Source organism: Photobacterium sp. 2_MG-2023, assembly GCF_030547675.1.
Lineage (GTDB): Bacteria > Pseudomonadota > Gammaproteobacteria > Enterobacterales > Vibrionaceae > Photobacterium > Photobacterium arenosum.
In genome coordinates this window covers 68,137-92,080 of record NZ_JAUOQQ010000007.1, presented here as the reverse complement: position 1 = coordinate 92,080, position 23,944 = coordinate 68,137, and the positions used below count along the sequence as shown (strand labels likewise).

Genomic DNA, 23,944 nt, shown 5'->3' with positions numbered 1-23,944 from the left:
TGTGACTAAGAAAATATCGCTCAATACTGCCAGGCAAGGCAGGTACATTCACAGTCTGTCTGGCGTATTCAACATCAGCCACTCTTGCCGTGTTATCCGGTACAAACAATGTTCAGCCAGTGAGTGATCATGCGGCAATTTAGGATGCATAAAGTTTTTCTGACAATCCGACATGCCCAGCTTCTGCATCACACGCCGGGAAGGCTGATTGGCTAAGGTAGTAAACGCATAAACAGCAGGTGCCTGCAGCTCATCAAACGCATAACTCAAAGCACGTTGTGCTGCTTCAGGTGCGAACCCTTTCCCCCATTGATCGGCGGCCAGTCGCCAGCCAATTTCAATAAAGGGGGTATCGGGTATATCAAGGTCCTGATAATGCAAACCCGCAAGGCCAATAAACTGACCGGTATCCTTTCTTTCTACTGCCCAAAAACCCCACCCGTTTTTCTGAATCAATGATGTCGCTTTGTGTGCAAGCTGAACGCTTTCATCTTCACTCAGGGTTGCGGGGAAATACCTCATCACATTCGGGTCTGCACACATGGCAGCAAACGGTACGTTGTCATCTTCTTTCCATTGCCGGATGATGAGTCTTTCGGTCTGCAACTGACAAATGTCTCTCTTTAATTTTTCAATCATTGGTTATCTACCTGGGTTTTGTTTGGCGATCACAGCCATGTGATCACTGCTGTGAACTCGCGTTCAGCAACTTAGCCATATAAATTTCATCCACATACTTACCATTCACTCGCATGGCGTCTCGCTTGATCCCTTCTTCGTCAAATCCGGCAGCCTTGTATAGATGACGAGCTGGTGCATTATGTGCCATCACCGTCAGCTCAATACGGTGAAAAGCATGATGACATGCCCACGTTTCTAAAGACGCCATCAGTTGCCGGCCGACACCCTTACCCTGAGCACTTTTTTGAATGCCAATGGCGCAGTAAAGAGAATGCCTGATACGGTTCATTTTGCCGCCCACCCCGACAATAAAGCCGATCACTTCTCCAGCCTCGTTTTCTGCAACGAACATCGTTTGCTGATTGGAATCCACCCATTCCGGCAATTGCTCTCTTTGCTGCTCTATCGTCAGCTGACGCTCTCCGGGTTCAAACAGCATGAAATCTGTCTCTGTATCGAGCAAATGAAACAAAGCCACCAGCCTTTCAGCATCATTTAATGCCACTTTTCTGATTATCATGCTTACTCCAGTCATTATTCGTCAGCTTTTTCATCAGCCCGCTACCTTACACCAGAAACACAGACGCACAAAAACCCAGATGCACAAAACGCGACTGCATAAAACCAGGTTGCACAAAAATATTCATTAATGAAATTCACTCTTTCAATACAATGCCTATTTCACTTAATGCGATGATCTCTCTGAATTTACCTGTTAATCAATAAGCGTTAAGAATCAAACTTTGTGCAGAAGATTAATTTTTTGTCATTTCAACCTGCTTATTTTTTTCACTGAATTAGACTTGTGGGAGGCTGGTCAAAAATCAAACAAATCGTTACATTCATTTTCTCTAAAACAGTGGTATGGATTGCCGTTCTCAGGGAGGAGCAATGAGAAATCAGTTTCTCAAGCTTTTTGTATTGTTGGCAGGATTTGCACCGGTAATCACGTATGCCTCTCATCAGGATCCATTGAGACAACCTTTGGCAGATCACGAACCATGGGCAACTGAACTGATTTCACAGAAAGTGTCCTATTGCTTCAATCCTGCCTGGCGTCCGTACGATTACCAGGAGCAAGAGCAGCACAAAGGCATTTTTGCCGATTATCTGCACCTTATTGAGCGTTATCTGGGCGTCACTTTTCATCCCTATTTCACGAGCAGTTGGAGTGAGTCCTTAACCGCCCTGCAACTCGGCCACTGCGATTTTATTCCGGCTATCAGCCAAACCCCAGAGCGGGAAAAATACCTGTCGTTTACCTCACCTTACTATCAGATTCACAACGTGCTGGTTGCCAAGGCTGATAAACCCATGCTGACCTCGTTGGATGAACTGGCCGGACAATCCATTGCCGGGCCAAAACACACCGCTGTAATGACCAGATTGCAACACACCCACCCGGAGATTCAGCAAGTCTATGCCGCCACCCCTTTGCAAGCCATGCACCTGTTAAATGCCGGGGAAGTGTACGCCTTTGTTGCCCCGTTAGATTCACTGATAGATGAACTGAAAGAAGATGTCTTTCGTAAAAAGATCATTGCCAAGCTCGACTTTTCGCTGCCTGTTGCTGTCGGGGTCAGGCTGGATAAGCCCGAGTTGCTAAGGTTACTGAACATGGCAGTGCAATCTATTACCCCTGAAGAACACCGAGAGATTTCCCGAAAATGGACACAGTTCACTATTACAGAACGTCATAATTTCACAGATATTTATCGCTGGTCTGCAGTCTCACTGGTGATCATTCTTGTGCTTGGATTCTGGATAACCCGATTGCAGGATGAGATCAAAAAACACAGCCAGACTGAAGCAAGGCTGAGACACATGGCCAATCACGATGCGCTGACCAATCTGCCCACCCTTCGCTACGCTCAGGAAAAAATTGACAGTGCCATCCTGCGTTGCCAACGCAGCAATACCAATATGGCTTTAATGTTTGTCGATCTGGACGGATTTAAAGACGTGAATGATACCTTCGGGCATGATGCCGGAGACAAACTGCTGAAAGCCGTATCGATCAGACTGGTAAACTCACTGAGAGAAACCGATACAGTGGCCAGAATTGGTGGCGATGAATTTATACTGATACTGGAAAATATCGCATCGACGGATACAACCACAATGCTGGCAGACAAAATACTCACCATGTTCAGCCGTCCTTTCATGCTGACAGATAACCCACTCCATCTCGGCGTCAGTATAGGCGTGTCAATGTATCCGTCACACGGCACGACCCGCGAATCTCTGCTGAAACATGCTGACCAGGCCATGTACTGCGCGAAGAAAAATGGCAAAAATCAGTGTCAGTTTGCATTGGCGCAACAGCAGATTTCCGCTGAAAAAGTCTGACCGTACTTCGCTGCACCCGAAAGGTTCAACTGTAAAAGCACCCTGTTCATTGATGTATATCAACAACCGATACAATAAAAATGTGACCAGTGTTTAAAATACAACCAGAATACTGTAGCATTCGCGCTGCCGTATTAATGAAAGTCATAATAAGTGCAAAAAACATAACAATCACGGAGTAACCATGCTTACTTCTCCTTTATTAGTATTCACATGACTTTAACCTGTAAAAGCTGGTTCATTATTCGTTTTGCCATTCGGTATAAACATTTTCTGCTGGCAGTGTTACTGGGACTCAGCGTCTTAGCTTTCGGCTTGGGCGGTATTTACCTACATGCCAGGGGGAGTCTGGAAAGCCTTGTAAACGAAAAATCCAACATTGCGAGTGCGCTTCTGCAAAACACCATGGATGAAGCCCATATTGCTGTTAATAAGGCTACTCCATTGCTCGGTGCCGCCTGTACCCCTGCAACCGCGGAAGAGCTAAAGCGCATTTCCGTGCTCAGCCCTAATATTCGCACCATTAACTTAGTCAAAGATGATTACGTTTACTGTTCATCACTGTTCAGCAGGACATTGAAAAAGAATGCTAACACCCACATCTCAATCGACAACCGGCTGTTTCTGGCCACGCATAATTATTTCAATCCAAATGAAAACATTCTTTTTCTCAGCTCAAAAGCTGGTGACAGGTATGCAATCGCAAGTATTGATGTCCATTATATAAAAAAAACACTCAAGACTATTGGACAGAAAATTCCGTTAACAATTACGTTAAATAACCAGCAGAGAGTGACATACAACACTTTTTACTCTGAGACAAAAAACGGCACATTAATCGCCCTGAATTCCCGGGATGATGAGTTCACCATTTCATCTCGGATAAGCCAGCAAATGTATCTGGATTACATGCTGTCGCATTTATACATTCCCATATATCTGTGCATCATCATTGCCATTATCATCAGCATCAATGGCTACCGCCAGCTCAAGCGCCCGCGCTCACCCCAAGAGGAATTACGGCGGGCCGTAGAAGACAATGAGTTTCTGCCTTACCTGCAACCTATAGTGAACCATCAAGGCAGGATTTGCGGTGCGGAAATATTAATGCGTTGGCACCACCCGAACCAGGGGTTCATCATGCCAGACTTATTTATCCCTCTGGCAGAGGACACCGGCCTGATTACAATCATGACGACTCAGATGCTGACCAGCGTGAAATCTTATTTACTTCAGAATCAACACTATCTGCCCGACGGCTTTCACCTGGCCATTAATATCAGCCCAGGCCAGTGTAATGATCTGCTTTTCTATAATGACTGCCTGAGTTTCATGTCTGCCTTTCCGGAAGGAAAGGTAAAACTGGTCGCTGAACTGACAGAGCGGGAGTTCATTGAAGATACAGGGAATGCTGCCCTCCTGTTTGAGAAGCTGCATAACCTGGGGGTTCAAATTGCGCTGGATGATTTCGGCACCGGTCATTCATCGCTGGCGTATATCAACCAGTTCAACATCGACATTATTAAAATTGATAAGAGCTTTACCCACCTGATTGGTTCCGTAGACATGCCGAGCCATATCGTAGATAACGTGGTTGATCTGGCCAACAGACTGAACATAGATGTCGTTGCAGAAGGGGTGGAAAACGCGACACAGGAAGCCTATCTCAAGCTGCGCAACATTCAGTTTTTCCAGGGCTATTTCTACGATAAACCCATTCCTCCAGCGGTTTTCATAGAGAAAATGCAGCAGCAAAGCGACAGACAGGCACGCTTATCCGCTGATCTTTCACTGAATGGCTAACGAATCAAGCAGGGAGCAAACTCCCTGCTGTTTATTATCATCAAGTAAACACTACACCTTAAAATAGGCCAGGTGCTGGTTAAGTAATTCAGAGACTTGCGCCATTGCCTGACTTTCCTGAGCAAGGTTCATGGATGATTCTTTCATCACGTTAGCAGACAGGTGAATGCTGCTGACATTTTCATTCATTTCATTGGCGACTATGCCTTGTTGTTCCGCCGCGGCCGCTATCAGCACCACTCTGTCAGTGGTTTGGTTCAAGTCTGACACCATATTTTCAAAGGTGATCCGGGTTTCCAGCGCAACATCGACACAGCTTGCCGCCTGAAAATGACTCGATTGCATGGTTTTGCTCGATTGCTCAGCAATACTGGTCAGTCTGTCGATACTGGCCTTGACCTCTGATGTCGACTGCTGAGTGCGACTGGCAAGATTTCTGACTTCATCGGCAACCACGGCAAATCCGCGTCCCATCTCACCGGCTCTGGCCGCTTCAATGGCGGCATTCAATGCCAGCAGATTGGTCTGCTCCGAGACATCCTGAATCACGTTCACCACAGCATGAATATCCTTTACCCCCTGTAACAGCTCATTGACGAAGCTGTCTGCCTGGGTGATGTTTTCAGCCACCGACTGAATATTATCGCTGGTGGCTTTCATGCTGACACTACTTTGCGAAGCCTGCTCAGCAACGTTAACAGTGGCCTCGGAGGTACTTTCTGCATTTTGGGCGACATCGTTAATGGTTGCCGACATTTCATTCATCGCCGCCGACAGTTGCTCAAGCTGTACGTGCTGAGATTCGACGCTGGTTGCCGTCTCTTCACTGGCACTGGCAATTCGGCCAGCCATTTCACGTGATTGCTCCGCAGACTGACTGGCCACTTTGAGTGCCGCCTGCAGTTTATCCAGCATGCGGTCGACTTCCCGCCCCATTTCACCAATTTCATCCTTACGCTTTTTATTCAGCCTGACTTTCAGATCACCGTCTGCAATCACATGAACTTTTTCGACCAGCGCAGTGAGCGGTGTGACAATATCGTGTGCCAGCAAGTACCCGAACAATGCCAGAATGATCACCGCAGCGGCAGCAAAAACCGATGCCTTCGCCAGATCACTGTAGAAGACATCGTCTATATCCGACACCAGTACGCCCGAGCCGACTATCCAGTCCCACTCAGGAAAATACATCACATAAGATATTTTTTCGTGCAGCCGACCATCCGGTGCCCGCCAGGTATAATCCAGAAACCCCTGGCCTGTTGCCGACGCGATACTCGCCATTTCACGCCAGTGATACTTGCCAGAACCATCGCGGATCGCAGAAGCATCAGCGCCGTCCAATTCCGGCTTTAACGGGTGGATGATGACTTGTTGCCTTGGGTTGGTAATCCAGAAATAGTTATCACCATCATACCTGAGCTGCTCAATGGCCTGCAGTGCCATATTTTTCGCCTGCTCTGCACCTAAATCTGCCGTCTGAGCGGCAAAAAACTGAATGATACTTTGCGCGGTTTCAACTTGTGCGCGCAGCTTATCTTCACGCTCGCTGAATGAAGCGCTGCGCTGCTGCGCCAGATTATAAATACAGACAGATACAATAATCCCGGCGGCTATTGCCACCAGCAGTTGCAGCTTTATTTTTATTGATATATTTCCAAGTTTCACGTGATGTCCCTGCCAAAATAAGCAACAAAGCACGTATTTTGCAGCAGGGAATCCGGGGAAGAGTTATCTGAAATCAAAGAAAGTTGAAACTCTATGTCTGACAGGTATTTAACCTAATGATATGTGATACACATCATATACAACTCGCTCAATGTCCTATTACTGACTATATGGAAATCTGTCGATATCAACCTCAGTGCAACACAAGCCCCGGCTACTGAGCCGGGCTGAATCGTGTCGCCTCGAAGCTGTTCAGAAAACGGTGGATCAGGTATGTCACCAGTAAGGTGGCAACTATGGCGAAGAAGATACTGCTGACCCGGTAAAGAGCACTGAACACCAGATCATTACCCGGGGTCAGGTATTGCCCGTATAAAATGCCAAGGGTTGTCAGTCCGCCAAAGCCGGCGCCTGAGCCGCTGGATTCCTTAACATGCATATAGCTGAACAACATAGCGCCTATCCACAGCAATGGAATGATCAATACCAGCATTCCGGACCAGTCGTACAATAACAACTGCCCTGCCATACCAAAGGCGACTCCCATGATAGTGCCCATCGCCCGTTTACGGGCATAACCCAAAGCGCCATTCCAGTGCATAGGAAAAAGCAGTAACAAGGTGGTCGCCTGCGCTGACATCGAGTCATTCAGATCAAAGATCTGAAAAACCAGAAACGACAGTGTTGCAATACTGGCGCCCATCAGTGCTTCATGGCGCATTCGGTGAGAAGCCTTCGGTTCACTGGGACGTGCAGGTGGCTGACGAGGTTCGGCATCAGGGATCAAAAACGTCATCAGGTAAGCAATCACCACCGACAGCACATTGGCCAGCAGGTTGCTGAAGATAAGATCATTCAAATCTGAACTCGGGTAACTGGCAAAGTGCAGCATAATGCTCAGGCTGAGCACGCTGTTCGCCCCGAACAGAAAGAGTGTTCCTTTGGACATACAGGCAAATTTGTACAGAAAAAGCACGAAAGCAATCAGGGTCATCATGCCCGGATGTCCGCCAAAGAATCCGCCTAGTATCCCCACTTCCAACCCGCACACTATCGCCGCAGCCAGCAGCTGACGCGCGGCATGCGCACTCATCACAGGCACCATTCCCAGCAACAGCATGGGGGTAACAGTAAAAAAAACGCCGTAGTTCCAGCCGAAAATTTTACTGATCGTAAAGCCGAGCGTGGCACCGGTTGCAATTCTCAGGCACTGGCGGACATCGTTTTCCGACATCGGATGATCCCATAACTTCATGGCACCTCCGGCTTAGTAGATGTAGTGCAGCGCACTAAGGAACTTAATCTGAGCATGAGCCATCCAGGCGAACAGGCCACTGTCCGGAACCAGCTGTACCGTCGCACGCGCACCTGCGGGTAACTGTTGCGGCGATTCCCCATCAATGTTCAGATGAAGACGCATTCGCTGGGCATCCCGCACCCATCGGTTAGACTCTGTAGGCGTGGCAAGACGGCCATTCGCATCAAACTGTCCGGCACTGACACCCGCATCCAAACTGCTGATATGTGCACTAAAGACCTGCCCTGGCTGACTGTCGAAAGCAACCAGCGCCTGACTATCGTTACTGAAATGTCGCAGGCTCTTTTCCCGGAAATCGGCAATGATATCGACATCCGTTGATACCAGTGCCACCAGCGGATTACCGGCTGCCGCGTAAGCGCCTTGCTCCAGCTGGAGATTGGTAATTACGCCGTCACGTTTGGCTTCTACACGGGTATAAGACAGATTCAGTTCTGCCTGTTGTAGCTGATTTTTCGCCACACGAATGCTCAGGTTTTTATCGCTGATTTCGCCCCGGCTGACTTCCTGCTCTTTTAAGCGCGCTTTCGAGGCAGACAAATTCGCTTTGGCTGCGATGGCAGCACTCTGAGCATCATCACGCAGTTGTTGTGATGTCCCGTTGCGATGAAACAGTGTGCTCAGTCGCTGCGCTTCGCGTGTTTTTTGTTGCAAAATGGCTTCATTCGCCGCGACTTCTGCCTTTGCGGCCAGGATAGAGGCATCCAGCTGGCTGTTATTCTGGATCACTTTTTCCAGATTCAGACGCGCTTGTTCGACGGCCAGCTTATACGGGGCCGGATCGATAACAAACAACACGTCGCCCTGATGGACGGCCTGATTATTATGCACATGTATTTCGGTGATCGGGCCATTCACTCTGGGAGCGACTTTGGTAACAACCCGTGTCGCCATCGCTTGTGGGGTCAAAGGCATAGCCAAGTCGGCCATCAAAAAATAGGCAAAGACCAACACAAATGCGAAACAGGCGTATTTAATCCAGCGGGCAAACTTTTGATCAGGTGTCATAGAAGTTTATGTCTCCTTAGAATCGTTATTGTGTTCTTTATTCAGAGAATCCAGCGCATTGTGGGCAATCTGCTCCAGAATTAAGCCCAGCTTCTGTAATTCCTGATCGTTAATATGCGATAGCAGCTGTTTGCGCACCTGCATGATGCGTGCTTCCATGTGGGTGAGCAGTTGTCGTCCTTCATCCGTCAGGCTGACAATTCGGGCGCGCTTATCACTGTCGCAGCAACGGCGTGTAATCAGCGACTGTTCTTCAAGCTGTTTCAGGGTGCGCATCAGCGAGGCCAGTTCGATCTCCAGCGCTTCTGCCAATGTTTTCTGACTGACGTGATCGCCCAACCGCTGCAGTTTCCACAAAGCCGTCCAGCGCGGATGAGTGAGGCCCAAAGGGGCCAGTTCGCGGTCTGCCACCATCTTCCACAAACGCGAAACACGGCTGAGCTGCTCAGCTAACGGCAGATCACGCAGTATATTGATATCTTGAATCATGGTGCTTCACCAAAATTACTTAGCCTGCTAAGCAATATAATATAGTTAGCAGGCTAAGTAAATGTTTCGTGATTTATCTCACACCATGCCTGTACAAGCATTTTGACGCAGCATGCGCTGTTCGAGGGGAAACTGGAGCGAAATCAGACAAGGTCGGGGGGTTCTGAAAACAATAACGCCAGAATGAGAGAGCTCACATTCTGGCGTTGTGGATCAATGATACTTACAGCAGGCGGTTAAATTCGACATCATATCTTTCATTGAGACTATCGGTTATATCGAGCGTCAACGTCTTCCCATCTTCTGATACGGTCACAGAATGAATCATGGATTGAACTCCATTGTCATGCAGGAGAGATGGCCCTGAACCGTCAAAAATCAGGTCTAGAGTCAGATCAACGTTATTCATATGTGAATAAGTACCGTACTCAATCCCAATATCACCGTCCTCACCTTCTGGCACTTCGCTATCGGCCAGTTGAACCAAGAAAAACTTACCGTCATCACGGAAGTTGAAAATGACATGTCCTGAATTATTACCTTCTTCGGCTGGCTCTTCTTTAAGTTCCCAGCTTCCCACAATAGTATTGGAGGTTGCCACTCGAGGGAAAACTTCGTCACCGGAAGCGTCTTCATCATCAGACGGTGTTGGATCAGTCCAGGTCAGAGAAAGTGAAGCATCGCTGACGACAAAATTGGTGATGATGTCATCACTGGCCAGACCGCCATCAAAATGGTCATCTGCAATACCGTTGTTGTCGTTATCTTTAGACCAGCTGATCTTTTTCCCTACTAAATCCGTACCTTTCAGCTTAAAGCTGCCATATTGGAAACCTTGCCACAAATCTTCATCTTGGTCTTCAACTTCATATTCATATTCCACAACCAAAAAGTGGCCATTAGGGAAAATGTTCACAATACCTGCATATTCAGAATCCTCACCCACTTCCCAACCTAAGCTAAACATACCTTTTAAATCAGCCGTTGTTGTGCTCAGGCTTTCTTCAAAGTGGGCTTTTGCTTCAGCCTCATCTGGCAGGTCGCTGGCAGATTTACCTGCCTGAGACAGAAGCGCTGTGACATTGGATTCATTACCAAAATCAGCGGGCGCAACATTGAAGTTAATTTGAGATGCGGTGTTTTTCACTGTTTCGTTAATAGCAATGCCATTTGAAGGATCGCCGTCAGTATCCAGAGTCATCAGCAGGCGGACAATGTTCACCACAGCGTTATTGTTGATATCATCAGTGCCAGCTAAGTCCAATGGGGTAATCACATTCCCGGCATCAACAGAGGTAAAACTGTGGCCCCCCATTTTGAAGGTGACTTTTTCACCCGGCTTATAGCTGAATTCGCCATTGGCATTGGTGGTTCCGCTCTGGGTGGCGGTAACATAGTCCATGCCTTGGACCGCAGCGTCAATCAAACGACCGGTTGATACATCACCGGATTGATTTTGATCACCACCGGATGAATTGTTGTTGGCTGTTTCGTTACTAGAACTACTGCCACCGCCACAAGCACTGATCGCAAAACCCAGTGCTGCCACAATCGACAAGCTTAATAGTTTTCTTTTCATTGTTGTTGTCCCTCTGCATATGTGTTTTTTTGCTTTTATAGTATTTTGTTTTCGCGGATCCAAATACAGGCAGGAAAACTGAGACACTCAACGATTCGCTCTAATTAATATATTAAACATTCATTTCAAAAGCATTAATCCCCACAAACGAAAACCAAAATGAAGCATTCGACCATTCAGAGCTTCAACAAAGTAAATTAATATACATATCAACAATGGCTCAAGATATTTCACTATTGATATGTTAAAAACAAATCTGGCAATTATGATGACAAAAAATGTAAAAGAACGCTAATTAAGGATTGTTATCAACACAATTAAATTGACAACCCCCTGACATAAAACAAAAAAATCGAGCCACTCACTAATAGCGCCTGTTAATTGATATTATTGTGATTATTATCACACAAATTAATGATGCCAATTTGAGATAAACAAGAACTTCATGAATACCAAAATAAAAACAACAAACCACAACTATTCACAAAAGGAATGCATTGGTGCTTTTACATGAATAAATAATAAGAAACTGAGTTATCTGGCAGTTAAACCCATTCATGAATAAATATTTCATCCAGCGTAATCATGTTCGTAGTCTGGTTAACCGTTAACTGAAAAGTGGCTTCGGTTAAAATAACCGGGAAGAATTACCAGCGTTGAAACACAGCTTCGAATGAATGGTTAAGATTGGATGCCTGATATATGTCGGGCGACAGAGCCAGAACAAGGTAGGGGGGGAGGTTTAGATCTCGTAACACAACTCTGAACTCAAAAGAAAAAGCCTCGTCATAACGAGGCTTTCAGAAAACAATGATTGGCAGGTTACTCAGAATGTCAGATTATTGATAATGTCATCGTCAACCTGATTCGCTAACGTCACTTTTAGCTTAGGCGTTCTTGCCATTTCACGCTGAATGGCAAAGTTCGCTTCTTTATTACGTGCCCAGCTGCGACGTGCAATACCGTTATTAACATCGAACAGCAACATAGACTTCAGCCTGCGCTCGGCACTTTCACTGCCATCAAGCAACATGCCGAAACCGCCGTTGATCACTTCACCCCAGCCTACACCGCCACCGTTATGGATAGAGACCCAAGTCGCGCCGCGGAAGCCATCGCCGATCACGTTGTGAATGGCCATATCAGCTGTAAAGCGGCTGCCATCATAGATGTTCGACGTTTCACGGAATGGTGAATCCGTACCACTGACGTCGTGGTGGTCGCGGCCCAGTACGACAGGACCGATTTCACCGCGATGGATCGCATCGTTAAACGCTTTGGCAATTTCCATACGACCTTGTGAATCAGCGTACAGAATACGCGCTTGTGAACCGACGACCAGCTTGTTTTGCTTCGCATCTTTGATCCAAGTGATGTTGTCTTGCATCTGCTGCTGAATTTCTTCTGGCGACTCGGCCATAATCTTGCTCAGCACCTCAGCGGCAATCGCATCGGTTCTGTCCAGATCTTCCGGCTTGCCTGAAGTACAGACCCAACGGAACGGGCCAAAACCGTAGTCAAAACACATAGGACCCAGAATGTCCTGTACGTATGACGGGTATTTAAAGTCGATGCCGTTTTCAGCCATCACATCGCCACCCGCACGCGACGCTTCAAGCAAGAAAGCATTACCGTAGTCAAAGAAGTAAGTGCCGCGGGCTGTATGTTTGTTTACCGCATCCGCATGACGCTTCAGTGTGTCTTGTACTTTTACCTTGAACAGCTCTGGCTCTTCACGGATAAGACGGTTCGATTCGTCATAGCTGATGTCAACCGGGTAGTAACCGCCTGACCAAGGGTTGTGCAGTGAGGTCTGATCCGAACCCAGGTGGATAAAAATGTCCTTCTCGTAGAAGGTTTCCCACACATCCACCACGTTGCCGATAAAGGCAATCGAGACGACTTCGTCGTTGGCTTGTGCTTCACGAACACGTTCGACTAACGCATCCATATTGTCGATCAGCTCATCCACCCAGCCTTGTTCGTGGCGTTTAATCGCCGCTTTCGGGTTCACTTCGGCACATACCGTAATACAGTCAGCGATATTACCGGCTTTTGGTTGTGCACCGCTCATGCCGCCAAGACCCGCTGTCAGGAAGATCTTCCCTTTCGGGCTTTGACCTTTTTCAAGCACTTTGCGGAAGGCGTTCATGACAGTAATGGTGGTGCCGTGTACGATGCCCTGCGGGCCAATATACATAAACGAACCCGCTGTCATCTGGCCGTATTGCGTCACACCTAATGCGTTGAACTTTTCCCAGTCATCTGGCTTGGAGTAGTTCGGGATCATCATACCGTTGGTCACCACAACGCGCGGTGCCTCTTCCGACGACGGGAACAGACCCATAGGATGACCAGAGTACAAATGGAGCGTCTGATCGCTTTCCATCTCACTTAGGTATTTCATGGTCAGCAGGTATTGGGCCCAGTTCTGGAATACCGCACCGTTACCACCGTAAGTGATGAGCTCTTCAGGGTGCTGCGCTACAGCCGGATCCAGGTTGTTGTCGATCATCAGCATGATGGCGGCTGCCTGCTCGCATTTCGCCGGATAGTCTGAAATAGAGCGCGCTTTCAGATCATAGTTAGGCTTGAAGCGGTACATGTAAATGCGGCCAAAATCTTTCAGTTCCTGAGCAAACTCAGCAGCCAGTGCCTGATGCCATTCATTCGGGAAGTAACGCAAGGCATTGCGAATGGCCAATTGCTTTTCTTCCGGCGTCAGGATGTCTTTGCGTTTAGGCGCACGGTTAACACCGGCCGGATACGGTTTAGCCTCCGGCAGTACGCTAGGGATCCCTTGTCGAATTTGTTCTTGAAAATTGAATACAGTGTCCATCCTTACAGGCTCCCTTCAGTTCACATTAAACGCTTGTGTTTTCACCAATGCGATCATGGCGTCAATGTCTGGCTTCAGCAGGCGGTCTTCTTCCAGCTTGGCCACTTTCTCACGAATAATTCGGTAGTTTTCTTCAATCACATCTGAACAGCGGTTCGGACGTCTGAATTCAATCGCTTGTGCCGCATACATCAGTTCGATAGCTAAGATCTTTTCCAGGTTGCCTAAAATCTGATTCAGCTTTCTGCCCGAGATACTGCCCATAGAAACATGATCTTCCTGACCCATAGAGGTCGGCACGCTGTCAGCAGACGGAGGAAAACAGAGTGATTTGTTTTCAGTGACCAGAGCCGCTGTCACGTATTGCGGGATCATCATGCCCGAGTTCAGGCCACCAGATGCCGTCAAAAGACGCGGCAAACCGTGCAAGCCTTCAAGCAACAGGTAGCAGCGACGGTCTGCAATATTACCCAGTTCCGCGGCAGCAATAGAGGCATAATCCAGCACCATGGCCAGCGGTTGCCCATGGAAACTACCGCCGGAAATGGCTTCTTCGGAGCTGATAACAATCGGGTTATCAGTCACTGAGTTCATTTCAATTTCAGCCAGTTCTTTCAAGTGATTGTAGGCATTGCGCGAAGCACCATGCACCTGCGGAATACAGCGCAGGGAATAAGGGTCTTGCACGCGAACACAATCAGCATGCGAGGCCATGTTTTGTGAGCCTTTGAAGAAACGTCTCATCCGGGCGGCGACTTCAATATTGCCGGCAAAGGCACGCGTCAGGTGCAGCTCTTCTCTGAATGGCGAACCACTGCCCTGCATCCCTTCAATACTCATCGCACCGGAAAGATCTGCCAAGTCAAGCAGATAACGCATTTTCGTGAGTGCGGTAATAGCATGAGACAGAATAAACTGTGTGCCGTTGATCAGCGCCAGACCTTCTTTTGCATGCAGCTCAAGCGGCGCTAAGCCGTATTCACGCAGCGCTTGCGCGGCTGGCACTGTGTTGTCGCCTTGCCAGAATTCACCTTCGCCAATGAGGGGTAAAAACAGGTGAGAAAGCGGTGCCAGGTCACCCGACGCGCCAACAGAGCCTTGCTCCGGCACAACAGGGATCAGATCGTGTTCGAGAAACGCCAGCATACGCTGAACAACTTCCAAACGAATACCTGAGTAACCCTGACTTAAGGCATGTATCTTGGTGATCAGCATCAGTTTTGAGATAGGTTTAGCAATTGGCTCACCCACACCGACCGCATGGGTAATCAGGAGGTTTTTTTGTAACAGATGCGTTTCTTCCGGTGAGATTTGGGTATCACACAGCGGGCCGAATCCGGTATTGATGCCGTACACCGCCTTGTCTGAGGCGGCAATGATGTCCACATTACGACGGCTTGCATTGATTTTATCGAGCGCTTCTTCACAGAGTTCCGCTTTGATACTGCCATCCGCTATGCCGTTGACAATATCCAGATTGAGTTGATCAACACCATATCTAAACATCTTGTTTGTTCTCCTGACTGACTGATATCTCTGTATCAGATTGCTTCTATAAAATGATGTTAGCTTGCCCTGTATGTTTTATAAAAGCATAATGTTCGTAGTTCATTCCGGTTTTATCGAACAAAAAACACAAGCTGACAGAGAGTCCCTATGCAGATTCAAGATGTTGATTTACGTATGCTGAGAATATTCGTTGCTATCGTTGAGTGTGGCGGTCTGTCGGCGGCAGAATCGCGCTTAAACATTGGTCGATCCACCATCAGTTCTCACTTATCCGACCTGGAAGTGCGTCTTGGGATTACGCTTTGCAAACGCGGCCGAAGCGGCTTTGAGGTCACAGAGGCCGGCCGCGTGACCTATCAAGCCTCGCTGGAGTTACTCCAGCAATGCGAAGCCTTTGCCGCCACAGTGGCGAGTTCTAAAAACGAACTGTCCGGCCGGGTCACGATTGCCATGATCGATACCTTAGTCAACGATCCGCGCTGCCATGTGGCACAGGTTATTTCGGGGTTAAAAAGCAGAAGTAATAACTTACAGTTCGACATCAATGTATGCGAAGCGCGCGAAGTAGAAACATCCGTGGTGAATGGGCGCTCGCTGGTGGGAATCGGCGTTAGTCGTCATCCGCTCAGAGGACTCGACTATTTCCCTCTGCATAATGAAACGAACTATCTGTATTGCGGCAAAGGCCATCCGCTGTTCGATTGCCACCCATCGGAAATCGACACGCTGTTACAACAAGCAGAAGTGATCACCAGTAACTATATGCGGGATAAGGAAACTCGCAACGACGCACTGAATTATCAGAATACGGCCATCGCCTATCACGATGAGGGGATTGCGCATTTGATTTTATCCGGTGCCTTTATCGGCTACCTGCCCGAGCACTACGCCAGCAACTGGGTCAGCAAGGGACTGATTAAACCTATCTTGCCCGAGAAATATACTTACCAAATCCCGGTCATGCTGATCACGTTAAAAAACAACTCAGCGTCGCCACTGGCCAAGGCACTGATTAAAGAGATTAAGCGTTGTCATAGCCTTGCCCCATCATCCAATGCCAGTGTTGCCAAGGTTCAGGCGAAAAAAAACCGCTGAACTGGCAGCGGTTTCTTCAAATGTGGCGGAGAGATAGGGATTTGAACCCTAGATACGCTATTAACGTATGCCGGTTTTCAAGACCGGTGCTTTCAACCACTCAGCCATCTCTCCGTAAGTGGTGCGCATGATACCCAGCCGATCCCATGTTGTAAATACCCCAAAGAATCAAATGCACACTTGATCGCCAATCTGACACATTCATTTTCGCTTTGGCTGATTTTTCAGCCCTTTAGCTTTTCTGTTGCCCCTTTAGCTTTCCTGTTGCACAGATGCCAATGACTTTTCCTGCGTTTGCACCGTCTTGGGTTTTCGCATCACCAGATAAACCGCCATCGCAGCCAGCATAAAACCGACGGCACTCATCGCATCGAAGGTTTCATTAAATGCCAGCCAGGCTTGCAGCGCTGTCACCGGCGGCACCAGATAGAAAGTTGAGGCGACTTTCGAGGCTTCCCCGTGTCTCACCATATACAGCAACAGCCAGACTGCGGTCACAGACACCCCAAGTACCAGCCAGGCCAGAGTCAGGGTGAATGTCAGATTCCATTCCACCTGCATAGTTTCCATCGTCATCATCACAGGTGCGAACAAGAGCGCAGCCGTCAGGTATTGGTAAACCGATCCACCGACCAGATCAACCTGCTGGCAGAAACGCTTTTGATACAGTGTACCGAGCGTAATACCGAGCAAAGCGGTCGCGGCACACAAATAGGCGGCTATTTTATGATCTTCCTGCTGCCAGCTCATATTGCCCTGCAGTACCAAAGTAATGCCCATCAGTCCCACCAGCAGCCCCAGCCACTGTGATAGTGCCAGACGCTCCTGCCCCATTGCGACTAACAAGAGTGCCGTCAGTACAGGTTGTAATCCAACCAATAAGGCGCACAGGCCCGCTGGCATACCAAGGTAAATACCGTAATAGGTGCCGCCCAGATAAAAACCATGAATCAGTACACCCGCGACCATGCTGTGCAGCCGTGCGCGACCTGTCGGGAGCTGCCCGTTAAGTAAGTACAACAACACCATAAAAATCAGAATATTGAATGCCATGCGTATAAAAAGAAACGTTGCAGGTTCCGCATACGGCAGACCAAAACGGGCACCAATGAAACCCGTGCTCCACAGCATCACAAATATGAAAGGAATAAACCGAGCCACTGAGACGTCCTTCTGGTGATTATCACGATTTTCCACTACTGTAGATGGGTACAGAAAAAGTCGAAAGTGACAGTTTTATGATTTCTTTAGGGTACAGATGACACAAGCACAGCATGATCAGCCAAGTACAGAGGCCAAATACCGGCAAGTGATCCGGGAGCTGGCACTGCGTATGGAGCGCGGTGTGTATCAGGCTGGTGATAAACTCCCTTCGATTCGCCAGTTAAGTGAACAGCTCACGGTAAGCAAAAACACGGTTATACGTGCGTATCAGGAACTTGAAGCGGCTCAGAAAATTGAAGCGCATCCCCGCTCTGGCTACCGGGTTATCACTGCCGGACGGTCTGCCCCTCTGACGATGCAGGCCCCCGGCTTTGTCGATTTACTGACATTAAGCCGAACTATATTGCAACAGTCCCCGTCATCGTCTTTGCTGCCAACCGGCAGCGCGCACCCGAATACGCAATTTCCGGCCATTACCTCGCTGTATGCTGAAATTGGCCGCCATAGCCGTTACCAGACTCATCTGCCGAGCCATTATTTGCTCCCGCCAGGTGATGAGCAATTACGAAAGCAGCTGGTCACTGTTAACCAGTGGCTGGACATTTCGACCTCGCCCGATGACATTCTGATCACCCACGGCGCACAGCAAGGGATCAGCATGGCATTGCAGGTGCTGACCCAACCCGGCGATACCGTCATCGTTGATTCCCCCTGCTATTTCGGCAATCTGCTGCTGCTGGAATCACTTGGCCTGAAAGTGGTGGAGATCCCCTCTCACCCGCAGAGCGGGATGGATTTAACGCACCTGTCACTCGCTCTGGCGCAGTGGCCCGTCGCGGCGATTCTGATCAACCCGAGCTTCAATAATCCAACCGGCGCTGTGATGCCACGGGGTGAGCGCGAGCGCTTTCTCAGCATCACCGCAGGTATCCCCGTTATTGAAGATGATGTGTTTGGTGATCTGGGTTACGGCAAACGCCCGCCCGCACTTTACAGTCTGGATACCGATAACAGGGTGATCTATTGCAATTCGTTATCTAAAACGCTGGATTCTCGTTTGCGTATTGGCTGGATGCTGGCCGGACAGTATCAGCCGCTGATTGAGAAACGCCTGCTCGCAGACAACATGGGCAGCCTTAATCTGATGCAGTCGGCAGTGGCTGAGTTTTTAAAGACCGGCAAATACCGCACTCACCTCAATAAAGTCAGACGCTATTACCAGCGTAATCAACGTGCATTCAGTCAGCGTCTTTGCTCTGCGCTCGACAGCTATCCCTGGATGGCTGGCCAGTATCATTTACACCTGCCCGATGGCAGTTTTCTCTGCTGGCTGACGCTGCCCGAGCAGGCCGACAGCTATCAGCTTTATCAGCAGGCACTGGCGGCCGGGATCAGCCTGTTACCCGGCAACATGTTTTGCACTCAGGATCAGTATCGCCATTGTCTCCGGCTCAGCTATGCGGCATTCGAAGATAATTCGCACTGGAACTCAGGCGTGAAAAAGCTGGCACAGCTCATTGCCGAACATATCAGACCACTGATTGATAACACAGAGTAAGCATCGACTAGGCTTACTGAAAAGATCATTTTATTAAGGAAGATACCATGAGATTCCGACACCTTGCCTTCATCGGTGCATTGTTAAACGCATTGTCTTTTTCAGTGACATCCGCGCCTGGCATTGTCAGTACCGGTTCCAGTGAAGGCATGGCTTATCAGCTTGAAAAAGTGGCTGACGGCCTGTCAGTACCGTGGGGAATGACCTTTGTTGACCCAACAACACTGCTCATTACGCTGCGTCAGGGAAAGGCGGTACTGGTCGATACCCGCTCAGGACAGCAAAGAACCCTGAATGGCCTGCCCGACATTTATGCCCGGGGCCAGGGAGGTTTGCTGGATGTCACTGTATCCCCCAACCCCTCGGCAAATGACTGGATCTATTTTACCTACAGCAAACCGGTTAAAAACGGCAGCGCCACCACACTGGCAAGAGCCAAATTATCAGGCCAGACGCTCACCAACTGGCAGGATTTGCTGGTTTCCCGTTCGCACAGTGAGGCCAGCAAACACTATGGCAGCCGGATAGCGTTTGATATGAAAGGCCATGTGTTTTTCTCTGTCGGTGACAGAGGAAATCGCCCGAACGGGCAGGATCTGAGCAATCACGCCGCCTCAATATTACGTTTGAATCTCGATGGCACAGTGCCGAAAGACAACCCCTTTTATGGTCAGTCTGGTGCATCGGCAGAGATCTGGAGCTATGGTCACCGCAACCCGCAAGGCATCGCATTTGATACAAAGACAGACAGGTTATGGGAAATTGAACATGGCCCGCGCGGTGGGGATGAAATCAACCTGATCCTGCCGGGGCGCAATTACGGCTGGCCAGTTACCTCACACGGTAAAGAGTACTGGGGGCCGCTGGATGTCGGTGAGTCCAAAGAAAAAGCCGGTATTGAGTCACCGAAAAAAGTCTATGTCCCCTCCATTGCCCCCGGCAGCCTGATGATTTATCAGGGCAGCGCTTTTCCGGCCTGGCAGGGTAATCTGTTTGCCGGCGCACTGGTGTTACAGCACCTGAATCGTGTCGCCCTTAATGCGCAGGGAAATCCTGTCAAAGAAGAAAGGCTGTTTGAAGACTTGAATGAAAGAGTGCGCTCACTGGCGCAAAGTGCAGAAGGGATTATCTATTTCGGTACTGACAACGGCAACCTGTACCGCATTGTGCCCAAATGAAACAGCCCCCGCATAGTACGGGGGCTGTCGTTAGTCTGAGTGGATTACAGGTGCTCACCACGACGCAACGCATCAATACGTTTTTCCAGCGGTGGATGTGTCATGAAGAGTTCAGACAAGGTTTTCTTGCCGTTGATGCCGAACGCCATCATTGAACCTTCAAGGTGAGATTCCTGACTGACTTTCAGGCGCTCCAACGCAGCAATCATCTTCTCTTTACCAACCAGATGTGCAGAGCCTGCATCGGCTTTGAATTCACGGTGACGGCTGTACCACATGGTAATAATACTGGCCAGGAAACCGAACAGTAATTCCATAATGGTGGAAACAATGAAGTAGGTCATAAAACTGCCGCCCTCGCCTTCTTCGTTGTTGTTACTGACACCACTGACAGCACCCGCAATAATACGGGAGACAAAAATCACAAAGGTGTTCACCACCCCCTGTAGCAAGGTCATAGTCACCATATCACCATTGGCAATATGGCTGACTTCGTGTGCCAGCACGGCCTCCGCTTCATCGCGGGTCATGCTGTGTAACAACCCGGTAGACACTGCCACCAAAGATTCATCACGCTTGGCACCTGTTGCGAACGCATTGATATCCGGTGAATCATAAACAGCCACAGTCGGCATACCGATACCAGACTGCTTCGCCTGGCGTGCAACCGTTTCCATCAGCCAGTGTTCTGTTTCATTACGCGGATGTTCAATCACCATACCACCCACAGACCTGAGCGCCATGGACTTAGACATGAAGAGGGAAATCAAAGAGCCGCCAAAACCAAACAGCACTGCCATAACCAACAGGCCATTTAAACTGCCTGGCTGTAAATCAGTAACGGCATAGATAATATTGAGCACAATGCTGAATACCAGCATTACGGCAAGGTTGGTTGCCAGGAACAAGCCAATTCGCTTCATACCTTTCTTTTCTCCAACAAAGGTCTGGGTGTCAAATGCTTCTGCGCCTTCCTAATGGCTGGCGCATCAATAAGATGGTACTTATAGTATGGTCGTTCAATCTAAAAACAAGCGGAAGCAGGAAATTGTTACTTTTGGTAAGAGATATCCGCTTCTGAGACAGAAATCATGGTTTGCCCGATCAGCAGGGTCTTAGACTTTGGTCGTATTGTATAAGATGCCGCCATTCTCTATTGTCGTTGCGTATTCGAATTCACAGTATCTAACAAGGAGGCAAGATGGCTGACCAAGAAAACTACCAAGTCGCAATTGATATCCTGCGCTGCCATCTTGGCATGACGGCTGAAGAAGCCTGCGCAGAGCTGGGGATTGACCCAATCACGACTCAGCCAACTGAAGCCATTGAGCAGATGCCTTTACTCAGCGATAACTGATTTCCTTGTACCAAATGCTGGACTCAAAGCCTCCTTTTCGGAGGCTTTGTCATTTTTGCGTCATAATGTCCTTACGCAAGTTCTCATTCAGAATGTTTATGTGATACTAGTCCCAAAAATCATTCTGAACACTGTACAGGTAAATTATGAAAAAGCTCTATTCACACACTATGGATAGCGCCACTTCGCGCGAAGACGTGCGCACTCTGCTCATTCCCGTTGCTATGTTTATGGCTGTTGCCGTTATCGCGGCAATTGCAGCACTCATCATAAAAATCGAAGTGCTGCAACTGAGTGGCAATCTCGGCGAAAACTCTCTCGTGGAATATACTCAGGAACTTTATCTGTTTTTGACCAGCGCACTCTTTTTTGGCCTGGCCATGAAGCAGCCAGCACAAAAAGGCTTTGCTGTTCTGGTTTCCACGTTTTTTATGGTGCTGCTTATCCGGGAGCTGGATGGGCTGCTGGACCTTATCCGGCACGGTTTCTGGAAATTCCCGGCTGCCGTGGTTGCGGTGCTGGGGATGGCATATGCCCGTAAACATCTGCCGACAACACAACAGCCACTCAGTCGATACAGCAAACACGCCAGTTTCGGTCTGATGCTGGGCGGTCTGGCTACCCTGCTGGTGTTCTCACGCCTGTTTGGCATGGGAGAGATCTGGCAAACCGCGATGCAGGATAACTATATGCGAGAAGTAAAAAACCTGGCTGAAGAAGGGGTCGAGCTGCTGGGTTACAGTTTAATCCTGGCTGCGGCTATCTGGTATTGTTTGCCGGGCCTGGTCAACAAAAAACAACGCTATTAACAGCATGAAATGCAACAGCGCCGCCTTACTGGCGGCGTTGTCGTGTTATGTACCGTGCGATAAAATGGAAAAAAACGGTTTAAACCAAAAGATCCATATTCAGGTAGGCCGTTAAGTCCCGCTTGGCAATACCGGGCAAATAGGGGATTTCACCTAACTTTGGGGCGGGCAGGTAAGATTCAAGATACTTCAGGTTATCCTCATAACAATGGGTATCCGGATCAACAAGGTTTGCCACCCAACCGGCCAGCGTCAGGCCATCATTTTGAATCGCTTCAGCGGTCAGCATCGCATGATTCAGGCAACCCAGTTTCACCCCCACCACTAATATGACTGCCATTTCTTCCTGCTTTACCCAGTCAGACAGTTTCATTGTGTCGGAAAGAGGAACACGCCACCCGCCGGCACCTTCAACAAACACCACATCACTTTTTTGCTTCAGCTTTGATAAACCTTCAGACAATCTGGCAGGATCTATGCTAATACCTGCCTGCTTTGCTGCAATATGAGGCGCGATGGGCGGCTCAAACGTATAAGGGTTAACTTCTTCATACTGCAATTCTGGCTGGGAAGCGGCTTGTAAAAACAGTGCATCAGAATTGCGCATACCATAAGCGGTCAGCGTACTGCCTGATGCAATCGGTTTAAACCCTGCTGTTCTTTGCCCAGAGCGAACACAGGATTCAATTAAAGTACGGGTAACTACCGTTTTTCCTGCATCGGTATCCGTTCCTGTAACAAAAAATGCGTTAGACATTCGTGAACACTCCAAAACAAACTTGATACGTTGCGGGTAATTGACCCGTACTGTCGCGAAAACACGCATAGGCATTTTCGATCCGGTTCAGCGCCGTCCGGCCGAACATCCCTTGCCGACGCTGCTCCGACAGGTGAGTGGCACCTATCCCCTTAAGATCCTTCATTAAATCCAGTGCACGCTCATAATGCATAACCACTGGCTTAACCGATAACTCTGCCGCATTCAGCCCCGCCTCTGCCACGGCCTGTGAAAGCTGAGTGACAGAGTCAAACTGATTGACATGCCGCTGCGTATCAACCGATTGCCACGCGCGCTCAAGCTCAAACAATGTGCCTTCTGCCAGCGTGGTGATTCCAATCACCCCGCCCGGTTTGACAACCCGCTGCAACTCCCGCAGCGGAACGGCAAGATCTGAGCACCATTGCAGAGCAAGACTGGAAAAAGCCGCATCAAAGTGGTTGTCCGGAAATGGCAGCGATTCGGCATCAGCGACACAAAACACGCCTGCGCCATCACAGCGAGCTTTGGCCTGCGCCAGCATTTGTTCTGACAAATCAATGGCTGTGGTCTGGTAGTGCATGGCCTGCAGCTGGCGGGTGAAATACCCGGTTCCGCATCCGGTATCCAGCCAGTGGCTGCCTTCCGGCAGGCTGGGTAATGTATCCAGCAATTGGTGTCCCACCTGTCGCTGAAAAGCCGCCGATTGATCATATTGTTTTGCGGCTTTACCAAAACTGGCGGCAATCGCCTGCTTGTCTGAATCAGACAAGTTCTGATTCC

At 48.8% G+C, this 23,944-nt stretch carries 20 protein-coding genes and 1 tRNA gene; 7 read left to right on the top strand and 14 right to left on the bottom strand.

Annotated elements, in window-relative coordinates; genetic code table 11:
• Positions 1-48: 48 nt before the first annotated feature.
• Positions 49-639, bottom strand: a complete 591-nt coding sequence (locus tag Q4491_RS07915) for a GNAT family N-acetyltransferase (RefSeq protein ID WP_303456198.1) — start codon at positions 637-639, stop codon at positions 49-51.
• Positions 640-682: 43 nt separating this feature from the next.
• Positions 683-1,201 carry a GNAT family N-acetyltransferase gene (locus Q4491_RS07910; RefSeq protein WP_303456196.1) on the bottom strand — a complete coding sequence of 173 codons (519 nt, stop codon included), beginning with the start codon at positions 1,199-1,201 and terminating at the stop codon, positions 683-685.
• A gap of 371 nt (positions 1,202-1,572) precedes the next feature.
• Between Q4491_RS07910 and Q4491_RS07905 the strand changes: the two genes are divergently transcribed.
• Both Q4491_RS07905 and Q4491_RS07900 read left to right on the top strand, forming a co-directional pair.
• Positions 1,573-3,030: a diguanylate cyclase gene (locus Q4491_RS07905; protein WP_303456194.1), complete on the top strand. Its 1,458-nt coding sequence runs from the start codon at positions 1,573-1,575 to the stop codon at positions 3,028-3,030.
• A 213-nt stretch (positions 3,031-3,243) separates the two neighbouring features.
• The gene (locus Q4491_RS07900) at positions 3,244-4,833 is read left to right on the top strand and encodes a cyclic diguanylate phosphodiesterase (RefSeq protein WP_303456191.1); all 1,590 of its coding nucleotides are present in this window, start codon (positions 3,244-3,246) and stop codon (positions 4,831-4,833) included.
• Positions 4,834-4,884: 51 nt separating this feature from the next.
• Here the strand turns inward: Q4491_RS07900 and Q4491_RS07895 are convergent, their stop codons facing one another.
• From Q4491_RS07895 to hutH, 7 genes are all read right to left on the bottom strand, one after another.
• Complete coding sequence (locus tag Q4491_RS07895) at positions 4,885-6,501, bottom strand: methyl-accepting chemotaxis protein (RefSeq protein ID WP_303456189.1); 1,617 nt, start codon at positions 6,499-6,501, stop codon at positions 4,885-4,887.
• A gap of 214 nt (positions 6,502-6,715) precedes the next feature.
• Entirely contained in the window at positions 6,716-7,756 is a 1,041-nt protein-coding gene (locus Q4491_RS07890; RefSeq protein ID WP_303456187.1) for a DUF2955 domain-containing protein, read from the bottom strand.
• A 12-nt stretch (positions 7,757-7,768) separates the two neighbouring features.
• Positions 7,769-8,827: an HlyD family secretion protein gene (locus tag Q4491_RS07885; protein ID WP_303456184.1), complete on the bottom strand. Its 1,059-nt coding sequence runs from the start codon at positions 8,825-8,827 to the stop codon at positions 7,769-7,771.
• Positions 8,828-8,833: 6 nt separating this feature from the next.
• On the bottom strand, positions 8,834-9,316 hold the full coding sequence (gene slyA / locus Q4491_RS07880; protein ID WP_192014993.1) for a transcriptional regulator SlyA: 483 nt from the start codon (positions 9,314-9,316) through the stop codon (positions 8,834-8,836).
• Positions 9,317-9,539: 223 nt separating this feature from the next.
• Entirely contained in the window at positions 9,540-10,895 is a 1,356-nt protein-coding gene (locus Q4491_RS07875) for a hypothetical protein (RefSeq protein ID WP_303456179.1), read from the bottom strand.
• A gap of 826 nt (positions 10,896-11,721) precedes the next feature.
• The gene (locus tag Q4491_RS07870) at positions 11,722-13,734 is read right to left on the bottom strand and encodes a urocanate hydratase (RefSeq protein WP_303456178.1); all 2,013 of its coding nucleotides are present in this window, start codon (positions 13,732-13,734) and stop codon (positions 11,722-11,724) included.
• A gap of 15 nt (positions 13,735-13,749) precedes the next feature.
• A complete protein-coding gene (gene hutH / locus Q4491_RS07865; RefSeq protein WP_192014990.1) occupies positions 13,750-15,240 on the bottom strand; it encodes a histidine ammonia-lyase in 1,491 nt (496 codons plus the stop codon).
• 150 nt (positions 15,241-15,390) lie between these two features.
• On the opposite strand from hutH, the gene Q4491_RS07860 reads away from it, so the two are divergent.
• The gene (locus Q4491_RS07860; protein ID WP_303456177.1) at positions 15,391-16,338 is read left to right on the top strand and encodes a LysR family transcriptional regulator; all 948 of its coding nucleotides are present in this window, start codon (positions 15,391-15,393) and stop codon (positions 16,336-16,338) included.
• A gap of 23 nt (positions 16,339-16,361) precedes the next feature.
• Here the strand turns inward: Q4491_RS07860 and Q4491_RS07855 are convergent.
• Positions 16,362-16,452: transfer RNA gene (locus Q4491_RS07855), tRNA-Ser, on the bottom strand.
• 138 nt (positions 16,453-16,590) lie between these two features.
• Positions 16,591-17,469, bottom strand: a complete 879-nt coding sequence (locus Q4491_RS07850; protein ID WP_303456344.1) for a DMT family transporter — start codon at positions 17,467-17,469, stop codon at positions 16,591-16,593.
• A gap of 127 nt (positions 17,470-17,596) precedes the next feature.
• Between Q4491_RS07850 and Q4491_RS07845 the strand changes: the two genes are divergently transcribed.
• On the top strand, positions 17,597-19,060 hold the full coding sequence (locus Q4491_RS07845; RefSeq protein WP_303456176.1) for a PLP-dependent aminotransferase family protein: 1,464 nt from the start codon (positions 17,597-17,599) through the stop codon (positions 19,058-19,060).
• A gap of 47 nt (positions 19,061-19,107) precedes the next feature.
• Positions 19,108-20,238, top strand: coding sequence for a PQQ-dependent sugar dehydrogenase (locus Q4491_RS07840; protein WP_303456175.1), 1,131 nt, complete (start codon positions 19,108-19,110; stop codon positions 20,236-20,238).
• Between the two features lie 44 nt (positions 20,239-20,282).
• On the opposite strand, the gene htpX is transcribed toward Q4491_RS07840, so the two are convergent.
• Positions 20,283-21,161, bottom strand: coding sequence for a protease HtpX (gene htpX, locus Q4491_RS07835; RefSeq protein WP_192014986.1), 879 nt, complete (start codon positions 21,159-21,161; stop codon positions 20,283-20,285).
• Positions 21,162-21,439: 278 nt separating this feature from the next.
• On the opposite strand from htpX, the gene Q4491_RS07830 reads away from it, so the two are divergent.
• The gene (locus Q4491_RS07830) at positions 21,440-21,595 is read left to right on the top strand and encodes a hypothetical protein (protein ID WP_192014985.1); all 156 of its coding nucleotides are present in this window, start codon (positions 21,440-21,442) and stop codon (positions 21,593-21,595) included.
• 146 nt (positions 21,596-21,741) lie between these two features.
• Complete coding sequence (locus Q4491_RS07825; protein WP_218383912.1) at positions 21,742-22,404, top strand: hypothetical protein; 663 nt, start codon at positions 21,742-21,744, stop codon at positions 22,402-22,404.
• A 79-nt stretch (positions 22,405-22,483) separates the two neighbouring features.
• Here the strand turns inward: Q4491_RS07825 and bioD are convergent, their stop codons facing one another.
• Both bioD and bioC read right to left on the bottom strand, forming a co-directional pair.
• The gene (gene bioD, locus Q4491_RS07820; RefSeq protein ID WP_192014983.1) at positions 22,484-23,161 is read right to left on the bottom strand and encodes a dethiobiotin synthase; all 678 of its coding nucleotides are present in this window, start codon (positions 23,159-23,161) and stop codon (positions 22,484-22,486) included.
• A complete protein-coding gene (gene bioC / locus Q4491_RS07815; RefSeq protein ID WP_225445053.1) occupies positions 23,154-23,933 on the bottom strand; it encodes a malonyl-ACP O-methyltransferase BioC in 780 nt (259 codons plus the stop codon). Before bioC ends, bioD begins: the two co-directional genes overlap by 8 nt.
• Positions 23,934-23,944: the final 11 nt, after the last annotated feature.

What these genes read in the sequence shown, in the direction of transcription:
- Q4491_RS07890 (WP_303456187.1), bottom strand. Translation starts at nt 7,756, where the DNA reads ATGAAGTTATGGGATCATCCGATGTCGGAAAACGATGTCCGCCAGTGC.
- htpX (WP_192014986.1), bottom strand. Translation starts at nt 21,161, where the DNA reads ATGAAGCGAATTGGCTTGTTCCTGGCAACCAACCTTGCCGTAATGCTG.
- Q4491_RS07900 (WP_303456191.1), top strand. Translation starts at nt 3,244, where the DNA reads ATGACTTTAACCTGTAAAAGCTGGTTCATTATTCGTTTTGCCATTCGG.
- Q4491_RS07870 (WP_303456178.1), bottom strand. Translation starts at nt 13,734, where the DNA reads ATGGACACTGTATTCAATTTTCAAGAACAAATTCGACAAGGGATCCCT.
- Q4491_RS07840 (WP_303456175.1), top strand. Translation starts at nt 19,108, where the DNA reads ATGAGATTCCGACACCTTGCCTTCATCGGTGCATTGTTAAACGCATTG.
- Q4491_RS07825 (WP_218383912.1), top strand. Translation starts at nt 21,742, where the DNA reads ATGAAAAAGCTCTATTCACACACTATGGATAGCGCCACTTCGCGCGAA.
- Q4491_RS07850 (WP_303456344.1), bottom strand. Translation starts at nt 17,469, where the DNA reads ATGCTGTGGAGCACGGGTTTCATTGGTGCCCGTTTTGGTCTGCCGTAT.
- Q4491_RS07885 (WP_303456184.1), bottom strand. Translation starts at nt 8,827, where the DNA reads ATGACACCTGATCAAAAGTTTGCCCGCTGGATTAAATACGCCTGTTTC.
- Q4491_RS07860 (WP_303456177.1), top strand. Translation starts at nt 15,391, where the DNA reads ATGCAGATTCAAGATGTTGATTTACGTATGCTGAGAATATTCGTTGCT.
- slyA (WP_192014993.1), bottom strand. Translation starts at nt 9,316, where the DNA reads ATGATTCAAGATATCAATATACTGCGTGATCTGCCGTTAGCTGAGCAG.
- Q4491_RS07845 (WP_303456176.1), top strand. Translation starts at nt 17,597, where the DNA reads ATGACACAAGCACAGCATGATCAGCCAAGTACAGAGGCCAAATACCGG.
- hutH (WP_192014990.1), bottom strand. Translation starts at nt 15,240, where the DNA reads ATGTTTAGATATGGTGTTGATCAACTCAATCTGGATATTGTCAACGGC.
- Q4491_RS07910 (WP_303456196.1), bottom strand. Translation starts at nt 1,201, where the DNA reads ATGATAATCAGAAAAGTGGCATTAAATGATGCTGAAAGGCTGGTGGCT.
- Q4491_RS07915 (WP_303456198.1), bottom strand. Translation starts at nt 639, where the DNA reads ATGATTGAAAAATTAAAGAGAGACATTTGTCAGTTGCAGACCGAAAGA.
- Q4491_RS07875 (WP_303456179.1), bottom strand. Translation starts at nt 10,895, where the DNA reads ATGAAAAGAAAACTATTAAGCTTGTCGATTGTGGCAGCACTGGGTTTT.
- Q4491_RS07830 (WP_192014985.1), top strand. Translation starts at nt 21,440, where the DNA reads ATGGCTGACCAAGAAAACTACCAAGTCGCAATTGATATCCTGCGCTGC.
- bioD (WP_192014983.1), bottom strand. Translation starts at nt 23,161, where the DNA reads ATGTCTAACGCATTTTTTGTTACAGGAACGGATACCGATGCAGGAAAA.
- Q4491_RS07905 (WP_303456194.1), top strand. Translation starts at nt 1,573, where the DNA reads ATGAGAAATCAGTTTCTCAAGCTTTTTGTATTGTTGGCAGGATTTGCA.